We start from the raw sequence: 4235 nt of genomic DNA, 5'->3' as shown, positions 1-4235 counted from the left end.
CGCTGTATCAGTCGCGGCCAGGAGCGACGATCAAGTAGATCGCCGCCGATCTGGGGATCAGTCCCGAGACCCAGCGCAGCTGGATCCGGGCGGCCGGCGCGACCCAGCCCCGGAGACGCCGGGCAGCGGCGCCCGCCGTGGAGCCGGCACCGCTGGAAGCGGAGAACGCCGCTCTGCGCAAGAAGGTCTGCGAGCTCGAGGAGGAACGTGAGATCCTGCGGAAAGCGGCGAAGCATTTCGCCGGGGAGACGCGCTGGTGAACCGCTTCCAGTTCGTCGCTGACCACCAGCGCTGCTACGGCGTGAAGCGGCGGCGCAGCATCCTGGGCGTCGCCAGCTCCAGCTTCTGCTACTGGCGCTCGACAGCCGAGGACCGGGTCGACCGCTGGAAGGCTGATGCCCGGCTCGCGGCCAGGATAAGGGCCGTGCACCTCGAATCGGACGGCACCTTAGACCGTGTCCTATGTGGTGAGGCGGATGAGCCGTTTGTAGCAGCAGATGGCTGCGGCGAGGCCGAGGAAGGCCAGGTAGTTGCGGGGGTGGCGTTCGTAGCGGATGGTGAGGCGTTGGTAGCCGGTCAGCCAGGACATCGTGCGCTCGATGACCCACCTGCGGCGGCCGAGGCGTTCGCTGGAGTCGATGCCCTTGCGTGCGATGCGCACACCGATGCGCTTCCCGCGCAGCCATTTCCGCAGGTGGGGAACATCGTAAGCCTTGTCTGCGTGACGGCGCTGGGGTTTGGAGTACCGGCCGCGGTGGGGGTCGTGTCTCGTTTGGTGGCCTTCCACCATGGGCTTCAGGGCGAGGCTGTCGTGGGTGTTGGCGGCGGAGACGCCGACAACGAGGGGCAGCCCGTTCTGATCCGACAGGATGTGCATTTTGGAACCCGGCTTGCCCCGGTCCACGGGGCTCGGGCCTGTGAGTTCGCCCCCTTTTTTTTGCCCTGACATGGGCGGAGTCAAGGACGACGCGGGTGACATCGATCAGGCCGGCATCGTCGAGCCGGTGCAGGACCGCCTCGTGCAACCGCCCCCCACACCCCGGCCCGCGACCAGATCAGGAACCTGCGGTGGGCAGTGGACTTCGACACCCCGAAGCAGGGAGGCAGTGCCCGCCAGGCACAGCCACTGACCAGCACATACACGATCGCCGCGAACAACGTCTCATCAGGCATGTTCGGCGTCCCACCGCCCTGCGGGCGCACCTTCTCCGGCGGGATCAGCGGCTTCGCGATCTCCCACAACCCCTCCGGAACAATCCAACTCCACGTACCCCGCCCCATGGCACCATCAACGATCCCCTCACCACATAGGACACGGTCTTGGGGCAGGCCGATAACAGTTTTTAGCGAAACTCGTTCAGCGACCGACTCCACTCCTCGGGTGCGACTATGAGCCACCACCCGGCACGGAGGGTCACCACATCCGCGAATTCGGCTGGTGTGAGATAGCCGAGGCCGGTATGTCGGCGGCGCTGAATGTAGTAGGCGAGCCAGCGGAACAGCTCAAACCGAGTCTGTGCCTTCGAGAGGCCCAGCGGCGTCCGTGCAGCAGCTCGCATGCTGCTCTGGGCGCCCCTGTCCGTGTGGAAGACGACGCCGTCCACCTGGCCGCCGCGGCGGCCACAGCCATCTCGATCGCGTCGGTGACCAGCGAGGTGCGCATTTGGTAAGCGATCGACCAGCCCACCACCCGCGCTGCGAACACATGTCGATCACCGAGGCGAGATAGAGCCACGTCGCGCCAGCGGCTATGACCCGACCTTTCCGGTGGGTTGTCGTGAGGGTGAGTCCGGTCTCGGTGAGGCACACCTCTTATGAGGTGTTGCTGCCGCTGAATGACTCGGAGGCCTGTTCCTGCGGCATGGACGAGGTGCCCGATGGTGAAGGCGACGTTGGCGGTCGCTGAGCGCCGCAGGAGCGGCCAGGGTCCTTCGACGGGGTTCAGACCCGGTGCACAGTTGGGCAGGTGGATGACCGTGAGCCAGCCGCTGGCCGCCGCGTACTCTCGGAGAACCGCTGTCCGGTGAACGCTCAGTTCACCGGGGGAGCGGAGGGCATACCCGCCAGATCGGCGTCTGTGCAGCTCACGGAACTCCTGCGAGTACTTCCTCGGTGGCGCCACTTCTTCCTCGTTCCCTGTTCCAGGCGATCCTATTGGACACCTGTCCGAGAACTTCGAGGCACCTCACACCTGGAGGATCTTCAAGGCTCGCCGACGCTCCTTGAGGATCACGGCAATCACAGGGCAAGTGTTCCCGCTATCCGTGCCGCGTTGCTGCAGTCGCGCCGCCTCTCCGGCTCGTTGTTCGACGACCGGGAGCCGCCCCGGCTGGAACGCATGGCGGCTGAGGTCGACCGGGCCTGGGGCCTCTACCAGTCATCGGAGTACGCCCAGCTCGGCACGGTCCTGCCCGGCCTGCTGGCCGACGCGCGCTTAGCAACGCATACCTATGAGAGCGGGATCGAAAGGGCACAAGCCTTTCGGTGGTTCGCCCTGGCGCAGCACGTTTCCGCGGTCTACCTCCGCAAGCTGGGTGAAACGAACCTGGCATGGAGCGCGATCGACCAAGGGGACATCGCGGCGAGTGAGGCGGAAGACCCGGCCGTCGTCCTGGCCGTACGCCGTGGCGTAGCCCACGTGCAGCTCGGCGCGGGACTGACCGAGGAGGCCGTGAGAGTCACGGTGGACGCGGTGAGTGACCTTGCACCGGATTGGTGGAAGTCGTCGCCGGTGGCACTTTCTGTGTACGGGACGCTGCACCTCAATGGCGCTATAGCGGCGGCTCGGATGCGTGACAGGTCGCTGGCGAAGGACATGGCCAAGGAGATGCTGGCGAAGGCCGGCCGCGCCGCCAAGGAGCTGGGCACAGACGGCAACGAGATGTGGGCCTCGTTCGGCCCGGGCAATGTGCAGATTCACCGCTTGGCGACAGCACTTGAGTTCGATGATGTAGACGTCGACGATGTCGTGGAGCTCGCGGAACGCGTGAAGAAGCTGACGGGCCTGCCTATCGAACGTCGGGCGCGCATGCGGCTGGATGTCGCCCGAGCCTACGGTGAAGCCGATCAATCAGATGACGCGGTGGAGAACCTCAAGCGCGCGTACCGAACGGCTCCTGAGCAGATCCGGGCGCATGAGTTCGCGAGGGACCTCGCAGGGCGGCTCCACAAGCGGACCCGGCGGCGCGACGTCCAAGAGCTGGCAATCGCCCTCGGGGCTATCAAGTAGGCGGCTCCTGAGCAGAGTTAGAGCGGACCCGGAATTTTTTCCCGGTTCCGCTCTCGTTTTTGGGGCCTAACTTCTCCTCCTCAAGCACCCGAACTTCGGAGGCAGCAGTGGGAGCAGGAAGGGCCAAGCAGTCGGCAAGGACCCTCGCGGCCATCACTCGCCACGATGGAGCGCGCACCGCCCCTGTGGAACGGTTTCGCGCGCTGACGCTCCATGCGGACTCGCCGGACACGGTTCTTGTCGCGCGCAACACGGTGCGTAGCGCACTCACGGACTGGGGCCTGCGCGGGCTGGCTGAGGACGCGCGACTGGTCGTCTCAGAGCTGGTCGGCAACGTGGTGCACCATGCAGTCCCGGACGAGAGGCTGGCCCGTCCGGGGGCACCGCGCCGGATCGACATCACGCTGACGAAGTGGCCGAAGTGGCTGTTCCTGAGCGTGGCTGATGAAGACTCCAGCCCGCCCACCTTCCCTCTTGGGGAGCCCTTCTCGCCTCAGCTTGCCCACGGTCTGCCGGAGGCGGTTCTTCCCGATTCGGGCCGCGGGTTGCTGATCATTCACCGGCTGGTGGACGCCTTGTGGTGGGTCCCAGAGGAAGGCGGCGGCAAGACGATCTTCTGTCGCTTCGACCTCGGCGACCGCCGCGCCGACGGTTCTGTCTAGACACATTCGTTCGAGACCCCGCGCAACAGATGAAGGGTGGCAGACGTGAAATTTCGAGTGTGGTCGCAGCAAGTGGAGCGCGGTGACGTGGTAATCGACAGAAGCCGTGAGCGTGAGGTCAAGGCTGTGCGTCGGAACAGCCGGGGTGAGATCGTGCTCGCCTTCAAGGACGGCGCCCACCAGCGCGTCGACTCGACGGCGTCGCTCGTAGTGGAGCGCAAGGAGCGCCGTTCCCATGCGCGGTAGGGCTGAGGGGCCTCGCGTTCTTCGGACAGGGTCTTGACTGTCGCGTTCAGGCGGCGGTCCGCGACTGCATGTGCTCGGCGTGGACTTCTTGCGGAGGG

Annotated in this window: 3 protein-coding genes and 2 pseudogenes; 3 read left to right on the top strand and 2 right to left on the bottom strand. The window is 65.9% G+C overall.

Annotation, left to right across the window (positions count from 1 at the left end; genetic code table 11):
- Positions 1-137 precede the first annotated feature (137 nt).
- Positions 138-260: a hypothetical protein gene (locus ACZ53N_RS36545; protein ID WP_469145024.1), complete on the top strand. Its 123-nt coding sequence runs from the start codon at positions 138-140 to the stop codon at positions 258-260.
- 200 nt (positions 261-460) lie between these two features.
- Here the strand turns inward: ACZ53N_RS36545 and ACZ53N_RS36540 are convergent.
- Together ACZ53N_RS36540 and ACZ53N_RS36535 are read right to left on the bottom strand one after the other, a co-directional pair.
- Positions 461-1281, bottom strand: a pseudogene (locus tag ACZ53N_RS36540) (IS5 family transposase).
- Between the two features lie 62 nt (positions 1282-1343).
- A pseudogene (locus tag ACZ53N_RS36535) lies at positions 1344-1752 on the bottom strand (DDE-type integrase/transposase/recombinase); the annotation flags it as partial.
- A 520-nt stretch (positions 1753-2272) separates the two neighbouring features.
- Between ACZ53N_RS36535 and ACZ53N_RS36530 the strand changes: the two are divergent.
- A complete protein-coding gene (locus ACZ53N_RS36530; RefSeq protein WP_469145023.1) occupies positions 2273-3229 on the top strand; it encodes an XRE family transcriptional regulator in 957 nt (318 codons plus the stop codon).
- A 185-nt stretch (positions 3230-3414) separates the two neighbouring features.
- A complete protein-coding gene (locus ACZ53N_RS36525) occupies positions 3415-3891 on the top strand; it encodes an ATP-binding protein (protein ID WP_469145022.1) in 477 nt (158 codons plus the stop codon).
- The last annotated feature ends 344 nt before the right edge of the window (positions 3892-4235 follow it).

This window comes from Streptomyces sp. NPDC033229 (genome assembly GCF_055576875.1).
The sequence above is the reverse complement of the archived record's forward strand: the minus strand, read 5'-3'. Positions and strand labels throughout refer to the sequence as shown.